A 16,044-nucleotide genomic window follows, 5' to 3' on the forward strand; every position below is an offset into this window, starting at 1 on the left:
GGCCCCCCGCCCGGAAGGGGCGAGGGGCCGGCAGGAAGGGGTTGTGGTCAGCCGCGCTGGATGCCCGTGGTGTCCTGAAGCACACCGCGACGGCCGTCCTGGGTCTGGGCGATGAGGCCCGGGCCGCGCTGCTCCACCGCGAGGTACCAGGTGCCCGGAGCCAGTTCGGCGATCGGGCTCGGCGAACCGTCCTCGCCGTACAGCGGACGGGCCACCGGCACCGCGAACCAGAACGGCGTGAAGTCACCGGCCGGCGCCGAGCCGCCCTGCGGGGCCTGCGGCGCGTGCGCCATGGCGGGATCGGGCTGACCGGGCTGCGGCTGCGCACCGTACGGCTGCGGCTGGCCGGGCTGGGCGCCGTACGGCTGCTGCTGGGCGCCGGGGTAGCCGTAACCCGGGCCCGGCTGCGGCTGGCCACCGTACGGCGGCTGCACGGCCTGCGGACGCGGTGCGCCCACCAGGGGAGCCTTGAGCGCCGGGACGAGCGGCGTCGCGACCGCACCGCCGGCGAGCACGATGGCCGCGAGCAGGCCGAGGATCAGGCCGGTACCCGCGTCGCCGGCGTCGATGGTCGTCCAGAAGGCCGTCCACAGCGCGAAGACACAGAAGGCGGCTCCGAATTGACCGAGGTCGAGGCCGACCACCTTGCGGCCCGGCATGGCTCGGCCCACAACCACCAGCGCCGCACCGATGATTCCGGCCAGGAAGACGCTCATGAGGACCCCGAGGGCGTCCCAGGCATTCGGGGTCTCGTAGCTGGAGCAGTTGAGGCCCGCAGGGCAATCGAAGCCGGAGAGGTCGAGGAAAGAGGCGATGAACAGCACCACCGCTGCGCCGATCACCACGCCATCGCCTCGAGTGAGGGAGCGGATATTCACGTGAAGGTCCTTAGTCGGTCGTCTCGTCGGGGCGGTCGTCGCTGCCGCCGGTACGGCGGGCACGGCGCGAAGCTCGGAGGCGGCTCCCCACCGTACGGATGAATCTATCGTCTGCCCGGACGGGTTGCGTCCCGGCCCGGACGTTGGGCGGTCATCCCCGGAATACCACCGCACAACTACCGCACAACTCCCTCTGCTTTACCCCTTGAAGTAGGAGCTGATGCCGTCCGCAATGCCTTGTGCGGCCTTCTGGCGCCAACCCGCGCTGGTGAGCAGAGCGGCGTCCTTCGGATCACGCATATTGCCGCACTCGATGAACACCTTGGGCACGGTCGACAAATTCAGCCCGCCCAGATCACCACGGGTGTCCAACCCCGTATTGCCGCCAACGTAATTGGAAGGTGCACTTCCGGTGGCGCGGACGAAGAGCCCCGCGATACGGGTGCCGAGATCGCGCGACGGATCCACGATCTTCGAGGTGTCGGCGGCTCCGCCGCGCACGAGCGCGGGAAGGATCACATGGAACCCGCGGTTGCCGACCGCGGAACCGTCCGCGTGCACCGAGACGACCGCATCGGCCTCGGCGTTGTTGCCGATCCGGGCTCGCTCGTCGACGCACGGGCCGTACGGGCGGTCGTTGTCGTACGTCAGGATCACCTTCGCGCCCTGAGCCCGGAGCAGCGCACGCAGCCGGTGCGACACATCCAGCGTGAACTGGGCTTCCGCGTAGCCGGAGTTGGTGGACGTACCGGTGGTGTCGCACTCCTTGTGCGTGGTGCCGATGTCCACCTGGCGGCTGATCTCGCGGGTGTGCAGATGATTGTTCGGGTTGTGTCCGGGATCGATGACGACGGTCTTCCCGGACAGCGGCCCCGACGCCCGGCCGCCCGTGGACTTCGAGGGCGACGCGGACGGCGGCGATGCGGACGCCTTCCCCGGCGCCGGAGCGCTCTTCGACGGCGAGAGCGATGGCGGCGCGGCGGAGGTGGCGCTGTCGCCCTGCCGGGGCCGGGCCTGCGCCCCGCCGCTGTCACCGCCCGCGCCGCAGCCCGCGGCACTCAGGCACACGGCGGCGAGCGCGGCGGCGACGAACAGGGGCCGACGGTGCGGGGTGGGGGAAACGCTGTCGTCGTACGGCACCCGGCGATGCTATCGGGGCGGCTCAGATCCCCGTTCCCGTACGGCGCAGGACGCGCAGCGAGTCCGTGACCGACACCTCGGTGAACGCCCCGGACTCCAGCGCCCGCAGATACACCCGGTACGGGGCCTGGCCGCCGTGCGCGGGATCGGGGAACACGTCGTGGATCACGAGGAGCCCGCCCTCGGCGAGATGCGGCGCCCAGCCCTCGTAGTCGCCGTTCGCATGCTCGTCGGTGTGCCCGCCGTCGATGAAGACGAAGCCGAGCTTCCCGCCCCAGACGGCCGCGACCTGCGGGGACCGGCCGACGAGCGCCACGACATGGTCTTCGAGCCCGGCCGCGTGCAGGGTGCGGCGGAACGTCGGCAGTGTGTCCATCCGGCCGACCTCCGGGTCCACGACGGTCGGGTCGTGGTACTCCCAGCCGGGCTGCTGCTCCTCGCTGCCACGGTGATGGTCGACGGTGAGCGCCGTCACACCGGCTGCCCGGGCGGCATCGGCGAGCAGGATCGTGGACCGCCCGCAGTACGTCCCGACCTCCAGCAGTGGCAGACCGAGCGCGGCGGCGTCGGTGGCGGCCGCGTGGAGGGCGAGCCCCTCGACCACCGGCATGAACCCCTTGGCGGCCTGAAAGGCGGCGAGAATCTCGGGCTTGGGCTCGGCGGCCACGGGGTTCCTCCTGGCGGTACGGGGATCGAACGGCGCCCCATGGTGCCGTACGGCCTGGTCGGCGGTGTCGGCGGGGGTCAGAAGCGAGGCATGTCGGGGATGGCCTTCGCGGCGACGTCGATCAGCGCCTGAACCTTCGGCAGATCGGCCGCGACTTCCTCCGCCGTCACAGCCGGTGCTTCGGTGGAGCGGTACTCGACTTCGTTGCGGCGAGTGCGCCGGGCCCACCGCTCCCTGCTGAGTCGCTCGGGTTGCTTCCGCGTCGCTCAACCGCTCACGACGACACCGCGGTTCGACGCTCCGGTGCGCTGACCGTCAGTACGAGGTCGACCTCGGCCGGCAGGCCGTTCGCCGGGTACGTCGCCGGGCAGGCGCGCGGCGCGTATCCGGTGGCGGAACCGGCCAGGACGAAGGTGCCGGTGGACGGGGCGGCCAGGGTGTACCGGCCGGCTTCGTCCGTCACGGTGAGCCCCGCCTGCCGCCCCATCCGGTCGATCAGCGTGACGTTGGCGTGGGCCACCGGCGTACCGTCCGCATCCAGCACCCTGCCCCGGAAGCCGTCCGATCCGACGACCGGACGCGAGGCCTCCCGGTCGGACGCCGCCGCGTCCGTGTTGCCGGCCAGCAGCACCGGCCGCAGCGCGTCGCGCTGCGACGGCAGGAACGCGGCCAGAACCAGACCGATCAGCACCGCACCCGTCGCGATCATGAACGAGGTCCGGAATCCCTCCATCGAAGGCACCTGTACCGGACCCATACGCACCGAGGTGTTGGCCAGCACCATGCCGATCACGGCGCTCGACACCGACGTACCGATCGACCGCATCAGGGTGTTCAGACCGTTGGCCGCGCCGGTCTCCGACGGATCGACGGCCCCGATGATCAGTGCGGGCAGCGAGGAGTACGCGAGCCCGATACCGGCCCCGAGCACCACCGCGATCATCACGGTCTGCCAGGCGGCACTCATCAGGCCGAGCCCTGCCCCGTAACCGATCGCGATGACCAGCATGCCGAGCATCAGTGACACCTTGGGGCCGCGGCGGGCCGACAGCCGGGCGTACAGCGGGGCGACGAACATCATGGTCAGACCCAGCGGCGCCACGCACAGCCCCGCCACGACCATCGACTGCCCGAGGCCGTACCCGGTCGACACGGGCAGCTGGAGCAGCTGCGGCAGGACGAGCGAGACCGCGTAGAACGCGACGCCGACCATCACCGAGGTGAGGTTGGTGAGCAGTACCTCGCGCCGGGCCGAGGTCCGCAGGTCGACCAGCGGCGCCGGGCTGCGCAGCTCGAAGAGCCCCCACAGCACCAGGATCAGCAGGGATGCGGCGATCAGTCCGAGTGTGGTGGCCGAGGTCCAGCCCCAGTCGCTGCCCTTGGTGATCGGCAGCAGCAGGCAGACCAGGCCGAGCGAGAGCCCGAGCGCACCGGGCAGATCGAACCGGCCGGGCGCGCGCAGCGAGGTCTCCGGTACGGCGAGGACGGTCAGCGCCATCGACAGCACCCCGAGGCCGGCCGCGCCGAAGAACAGCGTGTGCCAGTCGGCGTGCTGGGCGACCAGCGCGGCGGCGGGCAGCGCGAGCCCGCCGCCCACCCCGATCGAGGAGCTCATCAGCGCCATCGCCGAGCCGAGCTTCTCGCGCGGCAGCTCGTCGCGCATGATGCCGATGCCCAGCGGGATGGCGCCCATGGCGAAGCCCTGGAGCGCGCGCCCCGCGATCATGACCACGAGTTGATCGGTGAAGGCGCAGATCAGCGAGCCGATCACCATGACGGCGAGGCTGGTGAGCAGCATCTTCCGCTTGCCGTAGAGGTCGCCGAGCCGGCCCATGATCGGTGTCGCGACGGCACCCGCGAGCAGGGTCGCGGTCAGCACCCAGGTGGCATTGGACGGATCGGTGTGGAGAAGGGCGGGCAGGTCCTTGATGACGGGGACGAGCAGGGTCTGCATGACCGCGACGGTGATACCCGCGAAGGCGAGAACCGGGACGACACCGCCACCCGCACGGTGGGTCCGCGGATCGGGGAGCGGCTGCTCCCCGGCGTGCTGATCGTGCGTCGCTTGTGGCATGCGTGCGGCCTCCGGGCAGCGGAAGAAAGCGGGTGGAGGTGGAGTGCGGTCCGGCGGCGGGCAGCAGTGACCGCCAAGTACGTGCAGCTTGAACACTTCCGGATGTCCGCCGTATTCCTGTGAACGCCGGGCGAATGGGACGCGCCGCGGTACCCGGCGGGAAGCATACGGTCGTCCGACCTTCCATCGGATTGGAACGTGTTCTACTCTTGCGCCGTTCCAGTGGCCGCGACCGGCGAGGATCCGCACATGGGCATCGCAATCACCCAAGAACAGAGGGAGCTGGCGCAGTCCGTACGGGGGTGGCTGGCGCGTGCCGTGCCGCCGGAGGAGATCCGCAAGCTCCTCGACGCGAGCGCCCCTTCTGCGCCAGGCGTGCGCCCCTTCTACTGGGACGGTCTCGCGGAACAGGGTCTGCTCGCCCTCCATCTGCCCGAGGAGTACGGGGGAGGGGGCGGTGCTCTCCTCGACCTCGCCGTGGTCCTGGAGGAGACGGGGCGGGCCGCGCTCCCCGGCCCCTACCTGGCGACCGCACTCGCCTCGGCGGTGCTCGGCGAGGCAGGTCTGAGTGACCTTGCACCCGTCCTTGCGGCCGGCACCCGCATCGGCGCCGTCGCCCTCGGCCCGGGCACCCTCACCGCCGTGGAGTGCGAGGGCGGCCATCTCCTCGACGGCGTCGCCCCGCCCGTGCTCTGCGGCGCAGACGCCGACCTGCTCATCCTCCCCGCCGAATCGGCCGGCGGCACCCGCTGGTTCGCCGTCGACTCCGCCGCCGAAGGGCTGACCGTACGCCCGCACCGCGGCGCCGACCCGACCCGCCCCACCGCCGAGGTCCGCGCCGGCGGCGTACTCGTCCCCGCGGCCCGTGCCGTGCGCATCGACTCCGGGACCGTCCGCGACCTCGCCGCCGTCCTGTTCGCCGCCGAGGCATGCGGCACCGCTGCCTGGGCGCTGGACACCGCCGTCGCGTACGCCAAGGTCCGTGAACAGTTCGGCCGCCCCATCGGGCAGTTCCAGGGCATCAAACACCTCTGCGCCGACATGCTCGTACGCGTCGAGCAGGCCCGCGCGCTCGTGTGGGACGCCGCCCGCGCGGCGGACGAAGCCCCGGAGACACGCGCACTGGTCGCCGCCCTCGCCGCGGGCGCCGCGCTCGACGCCGCCTACAGCTGTGCCAAGGACTGCATCCAGATCCTCGGCGGTATCGGCTTCACCTGGGAGCACGACGCCCACCTCCATCTGCGCCGGGCCCTGGTGACGCGCCAGCTGCTCGGGGCCGGGGACGCCCACCGGCTGCGGGCCGCCCGGCTGGCCGAAGGCGGGGCGCGCCGCGAGCTCTCCCTGGAACTCCCCGCCGAGGCCGCCCGCCACCGCGCCGAGGCGCGCGAGACCATCGCCGCCGCCCGGGGCCTCGACCCGGAGGCGGCCCGCCGCGCCCTCGCCCCGACCGGCTACGCCGCCCCGCACCTGCCCGCCCCGTACGGCCTGGACGCCGGACCGGTGCAACAGCTGGCCGTGCAACAGGAGCTGGAGGAACAGGGCGTGAAGGTGAGCGGCCTCGGAATCGCCACCTGGGTGGTGCCGTCGCTCCTCGCACACGGGACACCGGAGCAGCAGGACCGCTATCTCCTGCCCACCTTGCGCGGCGAACTCCTGTGGTGCCAGCTGTTCTCCGAGCCCGGCGCCGGCTCCGACCTCGCCTCGCTCCGCACGAAGGCCGAGCGGACCGCCGACGGCTGGCGGATCAACGGCCAGAAGGTGTGGACGAGCGCCGCCCAATGGGCCGACCACGGCATCCTGCTCGCCAGGACCGACCCGGACGCCCCCAAGCACCAGGGGATCGGCTACTTCCTCGTCGACATGAAGAACACCGCAGGCATCGACATCCGCCCGCTGAAGGAGATCACCGGCGAATCCCTCTTCAACGAGGTGTACTTCGACGACGTCCTGCTGCCCGCCGACGCCGTCGTCGGCGACATCGACGCAGGCTGGCGGGTCGCCCGCAACACTCTCGGCAACGAACGCGTCCACATGGCCGACCAGATGACCTTCGACACCGGCCTGGAAGCGATGATCGCCTGCTCCGGCGAACTCGACGGCACGTACCGGGCACGGATCGGTGCGCTCGCCGCCGAGGCGCACGGGCTCGCCTGTATCGGGCTGCGGACCACCATGCAACAGGTCTCCGGCCTGGAGCCGGGCGCGGGGGCATCCATCCGCAAACTCGTCCAGACCACGCACCAGCAGAAGGTCGCCGAGCTCGCCCTGGAACTGCTGGGACCGGCCGGTGCGACCGACGAGGGCACCGGGGCGCGGGCCCTGCACAGCTTTCTGATGTCCCGCTGTCTGACCATCGCGGGCGGCACCACCCAGGTCCAGCTCAATGTCGTCGCCGAACGCATCCTCGGCCTGCCCCGGGACCCGTGACACCCGGCCCGGTCCGGTCCGCCGGCGCCGGGCCGGCATTGTCTGAGGGGTTGCCATCTGCTGTCGGTCTGCTGAGCCGAGTGAGCCCTCGCCGGAGTACCCGGTGATCCGGCACCTGAACACCTGGAGTCCATCGCTCACCGGTCACGCAGCCTTCCACTGACCGGTCGCCGCTGCCATTATCTGACGCATCGTCAGATGAGTCGGAGCGTGGCAGCGGCCCGGGAGGAAGACCATGAAGGCGTACATCGTCGGTGTCGGAATGACGAAGTTCGAGAAGCCCGAGACGCGCGACTGGCAGTACTGGGACATGGCGAAGGAGGCCGGGAGCGCGGCGCTCGCCGACGCCGGGGTCCGCTACGAGCAGGTGCAGCAGGTCCCCGTCGGCTACTGCTTCCAGGCCTCCACGGCCGGCCAGCGCGCCGCGTACGAACTCGGACTGACCGGCGTACCCGTCTACAACGTCAACAACAACTGCGCGACCGGCTCCACCGCGCTGATGATGGCCCGCCAGTTCGTCGAGGGCGGCATCAGCGACTGCGTGCTCGCGCTCGGCTTCGAGAAGATGGCGCGCGGGGCGCTGGGCGGCGGCGGATCCGACGGCGGCGCCGCCGACTTCCGGACGTCGCCCGTTGCCCGGCACTACGGGATCATGGCCGCCGCCCACGGCTTCGAGATGTCCCCGCCCACCGCCCAGATCTTCGGCAACGCGGCCCGCGAACACATGGAGCGGTACGGGACGACCGAGGCGCAGCTCGCGGAGGTCGGCGCCAAGAACCACCGGCACTCGGTGAACAATCCGTACGCCCAGTTCCAGGACGCGTACACGGTCGACGAGATCCTCGCCGCCCGGACCATCCACCGCCCGCTGACCAAGCTCCAGTGCTCGCCCACCTCCGACGGGGCGGCCGCCGCCGTCGTCGTATCGGAACGGTTCGTCGAGAGCCACGGGCTGGGCGACCGGGCGGTCGAGATCGTCGCCCAGGCCATGACGACCGACACCGGTGAGTCGTTCGCCTCCGGCACCTGCATCGACGCCGTCGGCCGGCCCATGTCCCGGGCCGCCGCCCAGCAGGTGTACGACACCTCGGGGCTCTCGGCCGCGGACCTCGACGTCATCGAGCTGCACGACTGCTTCTCCATCAACGAACTCCTGACCTACGAGGCGCTCGGCCTGTGCGGCGAGGGCGAGTCCGGCAAGCTCGTCGAGTCCGGGGCCACCACCTACGGCGGCCGCTGGGTCGTCAACCCGTCCGGCGGGCTGATCTCCAAGGGCCACCCGCTCGGCGCCACCGGTATCGCCCAGGCTGCCGAACTCACCTGGCAGCTGCGCGGCGAAGCGGGCCCCCGGCAGGTGCCCGATGCCCGGATCGGACTCGCCCACAACATCGGGCTCGGCGGCGCGGCGGTGGTCACGCTGCTCCGTCGCTAGTCGGAGGCGGGGCCGGACCATATACCGATGTACGGGGCGCAGAGTGCCTGCGAGTATGACGCCCATGGCAGACGTCACGACCCCCGCGCATGTGCAGAACCGGCGAACACCCCGCACCTGGGCGGTGGTGCTCGCCGCCTGCGTCGGCCAGTTCCTCGTCGTCCTCGATGTGTCGGTCGTCAATGTGGCGCTGCCGTCCATGCGGTCCGACCTGGGGCTGAGCGCCGCGCAGCTGCAATGGGTGCTCAACGCCTACGCGATCGCGTTCGCCGGCTTCATGCTGCTCGGCGGGCGGGCCGCAGACCTGTACGGCCGCAAGCGGATGTTCTTGGTCGGACTCGGTCTGTTCACCGCCGCCTCGCTGGCCGGCGGATTTGCGCAGGAGGGCTGGCAGCTGCTGGCCGCCCGCGCGGCGCAGGGGCTCGGCGCCGCCGTACTGTCCCCCGCGACCCTCACCATCCTCACCGCCGCCGTCCCCGAAGGCCATGCCAGGACCAGGGCGATCGGCACCTGGATGGCCGTCGGGGCGGGCGGCGGCGCGGCGGGCGGGATGGTCGGCGGGGTGCTCACCGACGTCCTCAACTGGCGCTGGGTCCTGCTGATCAACGTGCCGTTCGGCGTGCTCGTCCTGATCGGCGGCGCCGCCTGGCTCGCCGAGAGCCGGGCGCGCGAGCGGCACCGTATCGACCTGCTGGGCGCGGTGCTCGTCACGGCGGGCCTGGCCGCCGTCGCCTACGGCATCGTGCAGACCGAGCAGGAGGGCTGGGCCGCACCGGCCACCCTGGTGCCGCTGCTCGGCGGACTCGCGCTGCTCGCGCTCTTCGTCCTGGTGGAGGCCCGGACGACGGCGCCGCTGATGCCGCTGCGGGTGCTGGGCACGCGGGCGGTGGCGGCGGCGAACGCGGCGATGATCGTGATGGGGTCCGCCACCTTCTCGATGTGGTACTTCATGACCGTGTACGCACAGTCGGTGCTGGGCTATACGCCGATGCAGGCCGGATTCGCGCTGCTGCCCACCTCGTTGGCGGTCGTCCTCGGCTCGACGTTCGCGCCGCGGATGATGGCACGGGTCGGTGCGAAGAATCTTGTCCTGATCGGTCTGGCGGTCACCGCCGCGGGCTTCGGATGGCAGTCCACGATGGGCGCCGACGGCTCGTACGTCACGTCGATCTGCGGACCGGGCATCCTGATGATGGCCGGTGCGGGATTCGCGTCGACCCCGCTCGCCTCCCTCGCCACCTCGGGCGCGGCGCCCGGGGATGCCGGGCTGGTCTCCGGGCTGGTCAACACCTCGCGGACGATGGGCGGTGCGCTGGGTCTCGCCGTGCTCTCCACCGTCGCGGCGGCGCGCACCGGGGGCGGAACCGGGGCGGAGGACCTCACCGCCGGTTTCGCGCTGGCGTTCCGCACGGCGGGCTCGGTGCTGCTCGGCGGGCTGCTGCTGATGACACTGTGGCTGCCGCGTCACCGCTCGCCGCGCTCCGGTACGCCGAGCCCGTCGGGCACATCGAGCCCGTCCCGTGCGTCGAGCCCGTCCGGGACGTCAAGCGCGTCGGGCATGTCGAGGTCGTCCGGCGACTGAGGACGAGGCGGCCGCCGGCCGCTTCCCGGAGCCGACCGCCTACAACCACCCCTGCTGCCGCGCCGCCCGCACCGCCTCCATGCGATTACGGGTCCCCGTCTTCCCGATCGCGGACGACAGATAGTTGCGCACCGTCGACTCCGACAGATGCAGCTTGGCCGCGATGTCCGCGACCGTCGCCCCGTCCACCGACGCGTTCAGCGCGTCCCGTTCACGCGCGGTGAGCGGGCTGGGCCCCGCGCTCAGGGCCGCAGCGGCGAGGGCGGGGTCGATGACGGTCTCACCGGTCAGCACCCGGCGGATCGCCGCGGCGAGCTCCTCCACCGGGCCGTCCTTGACCAGAAAGCCTGCGGCCCCGGCCTCCATCGCGCGGCGCAGATAGCCGGGCCGGCCGAAGGTGGTGAGGATCAGCACCCGGCAGTCCGGCACCTCCTCGCGCAGATCGGCGGCGGCGTCCAGTCCGCTGCGGCCCGGGAGTTCGATGTCGAGGAGCGCCACATCGGGACGGGACATCAGCGCGGCGTCCACGATCTTGTCCCCGGCGGCCACCTGGGCGACCACCTCGATGTCCGGTTCCAGACCCAGCAGCAGGGCGAGCGCGCCGCGCATCATGCCCTGATCCTCGGCGAGCAGCACACGTACGGCCTTGGTCGGCCGGTGATTCTGGGGCATCTCGTTCACCGGCCCAGCGTATGGGGTGGGACCGAGCAGTCGGCGGTATCCATCCCGTCCGCGGCGTCCGTCGCGTCCACCGGCAGTTCCGCCGTGACCCCGAAGCCGCCGTCCTGACCGGGACCCGCCATGAGCGAGCCGCCGGCCGCCGCGAGGCGTTCGGTGAGGCCCTTCAAGCCGGTGCCGCCGATGCCCGGAGCGGGCGGCTCGGCGGCCTGCCCGCGGCCGTCGTCGGTGACGGTCAGCCGGACCCGCTCGGCCGTGCCGTCGACCGTGAACGAGCAGGTGGTCGCATCGCTGTGGCGTACGACGTTGGTCACCGCCTCCCGTACCACCCAGCCCAGCAGCGCCTCCGCCTGCGGGGCGAGCGGCGGTCCCGATCGGCGGACCACCGGTTCGATCCCGGCGGCGGTCAGTGCGGACCTCGCCCGGTCGAGTTCGGTGGCCAGACTTCCCTCGCGGTAGCCGGTGACGGCCTCCCGGATCTCGGTGAGGGCCTGGCGGCCGACGGACTCGATGTCGGCGACCTGGAGCAGCGCCGCGTCCATGTCCCGCGGGGCCAGCCGGCGCGCGGCCTCCGATTTGACGACGATCACGGAGAGCGTGTGCCCCAGCAGGTCGTGCAGATCGCGGGAGAATCGGAGCCGCTCCTTCTCCACGGCGGTCCGGGCCAGTTCCTGCCGGGTGGCCCGCAGTTCCATCACGGTCTCCGACAGGGTGAGGATCGCGGCGGTCACCGCACCGGAGATGAAGGTGCCGTATCCGATGGCCCACGGTTCCGAGACGTTGTCCCCGCGCCAGACGGCGACGAGACTGGCGACGGCCGCCAGACACAGCAGGCCGAACACCAGCTGCCGGTGACGCAGCACGGTGCCGCAGGCCAGCGAGAGCAGCGGGAAGAACAGCAGCCAGCTGCCGCCGTAGCCGATCGCCAGTCCGAACGTGACCACGGCCATCGCGGCGAGCAGCCAGTACGACACCGGGCTCTCGCGCTTCTCCTTGACGAAGGCCCGGAACACCATAGAGATGTAGAGGGAGTTGAAAGTGAGCAGACCGAGACCACCGATCCAGGGGTTCGGGGTCTGCCCCTGGAAGAGGTTGGAGAAGGCGCCGAGACCCATCAGCAGCCAGGGCAGCAGGGCGTACGGGCCGGGCGGCCCGGGGCGACCTTCCTCCCGGTACCGCCTGCGCCGTTCCTTGCGCGATTCCGATCCGTCCCGGGTCATGCTCGCTCCGCTCATGCCGTCCTCGCGGACCGACGGTACGAGAAGACGGCATACGTACCGAACAGCAGGAGCCACCCGGCGAGCACGGCGATCGTCCCCACGGACGGTGCGTGACCGCCGGTGGCCGCCCAGCCCAGGTCGGCGAACCGGTGGGCAGGGGTGTACGCGCCGATGCTGCGCACCCACGACGGGAACAGGGAGAGCGGGAACCACAGCCCGCCGACGATCGCGAAGCCCATCAGGGCAGCCACGTTGACCACCCCGGTGGCCTGCGGGGTGAGCCGGTAGCCGTTGCCGATGCCGAGCAGGGTGAACGGCAGCGCGCCGATCCACAGCAGCAGCGTCAGGGCGGTCCACTGCCAGACCTCCAGCCGTACGCCGTTGACCACCGCCCCGGCCAGCAGCACCACCAGGATGGTCGGCAGTACGGTCACCGAACCGCTGATCGCGCGGCCCGCGACCACCCGGGACGGGTCGAGCGGAGTGATCCGCAACTGCTGGAGCCAACCGAGAGACTTGTCGGACGCGACCCCCGTGCCGATCGACATGGCGGCACCCAGCGCCCCGTACGCCGCCATGCCGACCATGGACATGACCTTCCATTCGGCCGCGTCGTCGCCGTTCGCACCGAGGTTGGTGAAGAGCAGATACATCAGCACCGGCATCCCGATCCCGAAGATCACGAAGAATCCGTCGCGCAGGGTACGGCGGATCTCGAGCACGATGTAGGGAAACATCAGACGGTCTCCTTCTCCGAGAGGGTGGCGGGGGTGGTCAGCGAGAGGAACGCGTCTTCGAGCGTGGGCCGGGAGACCTGGAGATCGCGGACCCGGCCGAGGCGGGCCAACTCGATCACCGTGGCGTCCGAGTCGTCCGTACGCAGCAGGGCACGGTCCCCGCGGACCTCGACTGCGTTGACGCCGGGCAGCAGTTCCAGGCCCTCGGTCGGTCCTCCCGCCAGGTCGAAGGAGACGTGACTACCGCCGACCGACTCCTTGATCCGGTCGGCGCTGCCGTCGGCCACTATCCGGCCGTGGTCGATGACGACGATCCGGTCGGCGTTCTCGTCGGCCTCCTCCAGATAGTGCGTGGAGAAGAGGACTGTGTTGCCGCGCCGGGCGTAGGCCCGCATGGCGTCCCAGAACGCCCGCCGGGCCTCGACGTCCAGGGCGGCGGTCGGCTCGTCGAGGACGATCAGCTCCGGGTTGCCGGCCAGTGCGACGGCGAACCGGACGCGCTGGACCTGCCCGCCGGAGAGCTTGTCGACGCGCCGGTCGGCGTACGCGGTGACGCCCGCCAGGGCGAGCGACTCGGGGACCGGCATCGGGCTGGGGTAGGTGGAGGCGACGAAGGCGATCAGTTCGCGGACCGTCACCCGGGGGATAGGCTGCCCGTCCTGGAGCATCGCGCCGATCAGGCCGGCCCGTACCGCCTGCTCGGGGGTCCGGCCGAGCAGCCGCACACCGCCGGAGTCCGGCTCGTCGAGTCCGAGCAGAAGGCTGATGGTGGTGGACTTGCCCGCACCGTTGCGGCCGAGCAGGGCGACGGTCTCGCCGCGTTCGACGGTCAGGTCGATCCCGTCGACGGCGCGTACGGTCTGTGCCGCCCGGCCGAAGGTCTTGACTGCCCCGGTGAAGATCACCGCGGGCCCGCTCCCCGTTGTCTTTTCCATGCCCCCGACGCTACGGAACCGGGTGGCTGTCCCGGCAGAGGCGCATGTACGGACTCCGGGATGACAAATGTCATCGCCGGCCCGTCGTCACGCGTTGCCCGGTACGGCTTCTGACGGAGTGTCAGCAGTCTTCACAACTACTGAGAGCTGCGTTATACATAGGGCCAACCGGCTAGAACGCGTTCTAGAAGGGGCGCCGCGGCCGGCCCCGCACGACCTCGGTGCGGCCGACGGTGCGGACGGCCGTGCCGAGGTCTTCCCACCATCAAGGAGCAGCTTCCCCATGCCCATTGATGCCGTAAAGGCGGTCGCCGCCGAACCCCGGACCGCCGAGATCTCCTGGGACCACAAGGACATCCAGCTCTACCACCTGGGACTCGGTGCGGGCGCCCCCGCCACCGACCCCGCCGAACTGCGCTACACCCTCGAATCCCGGCTCCACGTCCTGCCCAGCTTCGCCACCGTCGCGGGTGCGGGCACGGGCGTCGTCGGCGGACTGTCCTCGCCAGGGATCGACGTCGACCTGGCCGCCGTGCTCCACGGGGGCCAGACCGTACGGGTGCACCGGCCGATCCCGGCCGTGGGCAGGGCCGTCCAGACGTCGAAGGTCGCGGCGGTGTACGACAAGGGCAAGGCGGCCGTCCTCGTCCTGCGCACCGAGGCCGCCGACGACGAGGGGCCCCTGTGGACCAACGACGCCGAGATCTTCGTCCGCGGCGAGGGAGGCTTCGGCGGCGAACGCGGGCCGTCCGGGCGGCACGCCGACATGGCCGCCGCCCCGAACCACACGGTCGAACGGCCGGTCCGCGAGGACCAGGCGCTGCTCTACCGGCTCTCCGGGGACCGGAACCCGCTGCACGCCGACCCCGAGTTCGCCCGGAAGGCAGGCTTCGACCGGCCCATCCTGCACGGGCTGTGCACCTACGGCATGACGCTCAAGGCCGTGGCCGACACGCTGCTCGGCGGTGAAGTGGTCCGCATCCGCTCGTACCGCACCCGATTCGCCGGGGTGGTCTTCCCCGGCGAGACCCTCCGCATCCGGATGTGGACCGGGGACGGCCACGTCCGGGTCGCCGTGACCGCCGTCGAGCGGGACGAGGCACCGGTCCTGGCCGACACGCTCGTCGAACACTCCTGAATCACCCAAGGACCGACACACGCCACGACTTGAGGGGAGCCGCACCATGCGCGCAGCCGTACTGCACGAGATAGGTCAGGACAAACTGGAAGTCCTCGACGACGTCGAGGCGGTGGGCTTCGGCCCCGGCAAGGTCAAGCTCCGCGTCCGGGCCACCGGACTGTGCCACTCCGACGTCTCGGCGATGAGCGGCGTGCTGCCGCAGCCCGCCCCCTTCATCCCCGGCCACGAAGGTGCCGGCGAGGTCATCGACATCGGCGACGGTGTGACCGGGCTGAGCGCGGGGGACCGGGTGCTGGTCTGCTGGCTGCCTGCCTGCGGGACATGTCCCGCCTGCAGGCGCGGCCAGACGCAGCTCTGTCTGGCCGGCTTCATGAACGCGGGGACGCCCAACTTCAAGCGTCCCGGCGGCGATGTGTTCGGCTTCGCCGGGACCGGCACCTTCACCGAGGAGGTCGTCGTCGACGCGGGTTGCGCGGTGCCGATCCCCGACGACGTGCCGTTCGAGATCGCCGCGCTGATCGGCTGCGGAGTCACCACCGGACTCGGCGCCGCGATCAACACCGCACAGGTGGAGGCCGGTTCCTCGGTCGCCGTGATCGGCTGCGGCGGCGTCGGCATCTCCACCATCCAGGGCGCCAGGGTGCAGGGCGCCGCCCAGATCGTCGCCGTCGACCCGGTCGGGTCCCGGCGCGAGGCGGCTCTGCGGTTCGGCGCGACCGAGGCGGTCGCACCGGACGGACTCGCCGACGCCAAGCAGCGGATCACCGCCGGTGAGGGCTTCGACTACGTCTTCGAGGTCGTCGGCAAGTCGGTCACGGCCCGCACTGCGTACGAGAACACCCGGCGCGGCGGCACGCTCTGCATCGTCGGCGCGGGCGCGATGGACGACAACTTCCAGGTCAACATGTTCGAGCTGTTCTTCGACGAGAAGCGGATCCTGCCCTCCATGTACGGCGGAGGGGACGTGCTCCGGTCGTACGAACGGGCCATCGCCCTCTGGCGGGCGGGCCGGATCGACCTCGAGTCGATGATCACCCACCGGGTGCAGCTCGCCGAGATCAATGACGCGCTCGACCAGATGAGGACCGGCGAGGCCCTCCGCACCTGCATCGAACTCTGACTGACTGTCAGCC

The 16,044-nt window shown here is 71.4% G+C and carries 13 protein-coding genes; 5 read left to right on the top strand and 8 right to left on the bottom strand.

What is annotated here, in order from left to right:
• Positions 1-47 precede the first annotated feature (47 nt).
• From OHA03_RS21425 to OHA03_RS21440, 4 genes are all read right to left on the bottom strand, one after another.
• Positions 48-878: a DUF5336 domain-containing protein gene (locus tag OHA03_RS21425; protein WP_267005413.1), complete on the bottom strand. Its 831-nt coding sequence runs from the start codon at positions 876-878 to the stop codon at positions 48-50.
• Between the two features lie 198 nt (positions 879-1,076).
• Positions 1,077-2,018, bottom strand: coding sequence for an N-acetylmuramoyl-L-alanine amidase (locus OHA03_RS21430; RefSeq protein ID WP_267005414.1), 942 nt, complete (start codon positions 2,016-2,018; stop codon positions 1,077-1,079).
• Positions 2,019-2,040: 22 nt separating this feature from the next.
• Positions 2,041-2,685 (bottom strand): class I SAM-dependent methyltransferase, encoded by a 645-nt coding sequence (locus OHA03_RS21435; RefSeq protein WP_267005415.1) that lies wholly within the window; start codon positions 2,683-2,685, stop codon positions 2,041-2,043.
• A 274-nt stretch (positions 2,686-2,959) separates the two neighbouring features.
• Positions 2,960-4,759 (bottom strand): MFS transporter, encoded by a 1,800-nt coding sequence (locus OHA03_RS21440; RefSeq protein ID WP_267005416.1) that lies wholly within the window; start codon positions 4,757-4,759, stop codon positions 2,960-2,962.
• A 249-nt stretch (positions 4,760-5,008) separates the two neighbouring features.
• On the opposite strand from OHA03_RS21440, the gene OHA03_RS21445 reads away from it, so the two are divergent.
• From OHA03_RS21445 to OHA03_RS21455, 3 genes are all read left to right on the top strand, one after another.
• Positions 5,009-7,186 (top strand): acyl-CoA dehydrogenase, encoded by a 2,178-nt coding sequence (locus OHA03_RS21445; RefSeq protein WP_267005417.1) that lies wholly within the window; start codon positions 5,009-5,011, stop codon positions 7,184-7,186.
• 235 nt (positions 7,187-7,421) lie between these two features.
• The gene (locus OHA03_RS21450; protein ID WP_267005418.1) at positions 7,422-8,618 is read left to right on the top strand and encodes a lipid-transfer protein; all 1,197 of its coding nucleotides are present in this window, start codon (positions 7,422-7,424) and stop codon (positions 8,616-8,618) included.
• 55 nt (positions 8,619-8,673) lie between these two features.
• Positions 8,674-10,200, top strand: coding sequence for an MFS transporter (locus OHA03_RS21455; RefSeq protein ID WP_267005419.1), 1,527 nt, complete (start codon positions 8,674-8,676; stop codon positions 10,198-10,200).
• Positions 10,201-10,239: 39 nt separating this feature from the next.
• On the opposite strand, the gene OHA03_RS21460 is transcribed toward OHA03_RS21455, so the two are convergent.
• Genes OHA03_RS21460 through OHA03_RS21475 form a run of 4 tightly spaced genes read right to left on the bottom strand, consistent with a single transcriptional unit; the run spans position 10,240 to position 13,770 of the window.
• A complete protein-coding gene (locus OHA03_RS21460) occupies positions 10,240-10,872 on the bottom strand; it encodes a response regulator transcription factor (protein WP_267008115.1) in 633 nt (210 codons plus the stop codon).
• Positions 10,873-10,877: 5 nt separating this feature from the next.
• Entirely contained in the window at positions 10,878-12,098 is a 1,221-nt protein-coding gene (locus OHA03_RS21465) for a sensor histidine kinase (protein ID WP_267005420.1), read from the bottom strand.
• 11 nt (positions 12,099-12,109) lie between these two features.
• Complete coding sequence (locus OHA03_RS21470) at positions 12,110-12,835, bottom strand: ABC transporter permease (protein ID WP_267005421.1); 726 nt, start codon at positions 12,833-12,835, stop codon at positions 12,110-12,112.
• Positions 12,835-13,770 carry an ABC transporter ATP-binding protein gene (locus OHA03_RS21475; protein WP_267005422.1) on the bottom strand — a complete coding sequence of 312 codons (936 nt, stop codon included), beginning with the start codon at positions 13,768-13,770 and terminating at the stop codon, positions 12,835-12,837. The genes OHA03_RS21470 and OHA03_RS21475 overlap by 1 nt, the downstream gene beginning before the upstream one ends.
• Positions 13,771-14,053: 283 nt before the next feature.
• Between OHA03_RS21475 and OHA03_RS21480 the strand changes: the two genes are divergently transcribed.
• Positions 14,054-14,908, top strand: coding sequence for a MaoC/PaaZ C-terminal domain-containing protein (locus OHA03_RS21480; protein ID WP_267005423.1), 855 nt, complete (start codon positions 14,054-14,056; stop codon positions 14,906-14,908).
• A 46-nt stretch (positions 14,909-14,954) separates the two neighbouring features.
• Entirely contained in the window at positions 14,955-16,031 is a 1,077-nt protein-coding gene (locus tag OHA03_RS21485; protein ID WP_267005424.1) for a Zn-dependent alcohol dehydrogenase, read from the top strand.
• Positions 16,032-16,044 lie beyond the last annotated feature (13 nt).

Origin of the sequence: Streptomyces sp. NBC_00154, assembly GCF_026342835.1 — a bacterium.
GTDB lineage: Bacteria > Actinomycetota > Actinomycetes > Streptomycetales > Streptomycetaceae > Streptomyces.

Bases quoted from the DNA above. Each gene is read 5' to 3' on its own strand.
- OHA03_RS21450 (WP_267005418.1), top strand. From the start codon at position 7,422: ATGAAGGCGTACATCGTCGGTGTCGGAATGACGAAGTTCGAGAAGCCC.
- OHA03_RS21485 (WP_267005424.1), top strand. From the start codon at position 14,955: ATGCGCGCAGCCGTACTGCACGAGATAGGTCAGGACAAACTGGAAGTC.
- OHA03_RS21445 (WP_267005417.1), top strand. From the start codon at position 5,009: ATGGGCATCGCAATCACCCAAGAACAGAGGGAGCTGGCGCAGTCCGTA.
- OHA03_RS21475 (WP_267005422.1), bottom strand. From the start codon at position 13,770: ATGGAAAAGACAACGGGGAGCGGGCCCGCGGTGATCTTCACCGGGGCA.
- OHA03_RS21470 (WP_267005421.1), bottom strand. From the start codon at position 12,835: ATGTTTCCCTACATCGTGCTCGAGATCCGCCGTACCCTGCGCGACGGA.
- OHA03_RS21455 (WP_267005419.1), top strand. From the start codon at position 8,674: ATGACGCCCATGGCAGACGTCACGACCCCCGCGCATGTGCAGAACCGG.
- OHA03_RS21480 (WP_267005423.1), top strand. From the start codon at position 14,054: ATGCCCATTGATGCCGTAAAGGCGGTCGCCGCCGAACCCCGGACCGCC.
- OHA03_RS21460 (WP_267008115.1), bottom strand. From the start codon at position 10,872: ATGCCCCAGAATCACCGGCCGACCAAGGCCGTACGTGTGCTGCTCGCC.
- OHA03_RS21440 (WP_267005416.1), bottom strand. From the start codon at position 4,759: ATGCCACAAGCGACGCACGATCAGCACGCCGGGGAGCAGCCGCTCCCC.
- OHA03_RS21465 (WP_267005420.1), bottom strand. From the start codon at position 12,098: ATGACCCGGGACGGATCGGAATCGCGCAAGGAACGGCGCAGGCGGTAC.